Origin of the sequence: Psychromonas sp. Urea-02u-13, assembly GCF_002835995.1 — a bacterium.
Taxonomy (GTDB): domain Bacteria; phylum Pseudomonadota; class Gammaproteobacteria; order Enterobacterales; family Psychromonadaceae; genus Psychromonas.
This window is the reverse complement of sequence record NZ_PJBZ01000220.1, coordinates 1-829: the sequence shown is the minus strand read 5'-3', so window position 1 is coordinate 829 and position 829 is coordinate 1. Positions and strand designations below refer to the sequence as shown.

At 39.2% G+C, this 829-nt stretch carries 1 protein-coding gene; it reads right to left on the bottom strand.

The genetic code is table 11. The annotated features are described in order from the left end of the window. Positions 1-63: 63 nt before the first annotated feature. Positions 64-756: an IS6 family transposase gene (locus tag CXF74_RS21490; protein ID WP_101084688.1), complete on the bottom strand. Its 693-nt coding sequence runs from the start codon at positions 754-756 to the stop codon at positions 64-66. Positions 757-829 lie beyond the last annotated feature (73 nt).

Here is an 829-nt window from a genome sequence, read left to right as displayed (position 1 = left end):
GGTTCTGTCGCAAACTAAAAGAATGTTACTCTAAATTAGAGGCGTACTTTTCATCAGATACAATTATGCTGCTAGCGAATAAAATTGCTCCCAAAGTGTCATTCCTTCTGAGTTAATCATCTGTCCTTTTTTAATCATATCGCACACTTCAACACCAGCCAAAGTTGATTCAGCACCAACCCAAGATTTCCACCCTAAGCATTGATGCATTTTACCTTTCACTTTTCGATGGCTTTGCTCGACAATATTATTGAGATATTTAACCGCTAATACTTCGACCATACACAGCATATACCCGCCCAACCAAAGGTGAATATTGAGTGTATCTAGCGCAGCTGCATTCGCGCCACTTTTATCGATAACCACTTTCCTTGGCAATCCACTACTCTTTATCGCTTTATCAAAGAACGCCCGTGCATCCTGCTCATTACGGGTTTCACTTAAGTAAAAATCAATAATGGCGCCAACTTTATCGACAGCTCTATAGTAGTAGACCCACTTACCTTTCACCTTTATGTAGGTTTCATCCATTCGCCATGAGTCAGCGACTTTACATTTTCTTTTTCTAAAAACGGCTTCAAGCAGTGGGGCATATTTGATCACCCAACGGTTTAACGTTGAGTGATCAAAATGAATATGTCGCTCAGCGAATATCTCTTCTATTTCGCGGTAACTTAGTTTATAAGCAAAGTAATAACGCAGTGCCATCATGATGATATCTGATGGGTAATGTCGTCCTGAAAAGTTGATTGTCATGTTATTGATACTCCGAAAAATATCGAAATAGTATTAACACTTTGATTTACTTCGTCAACTTTGCGACAGAACC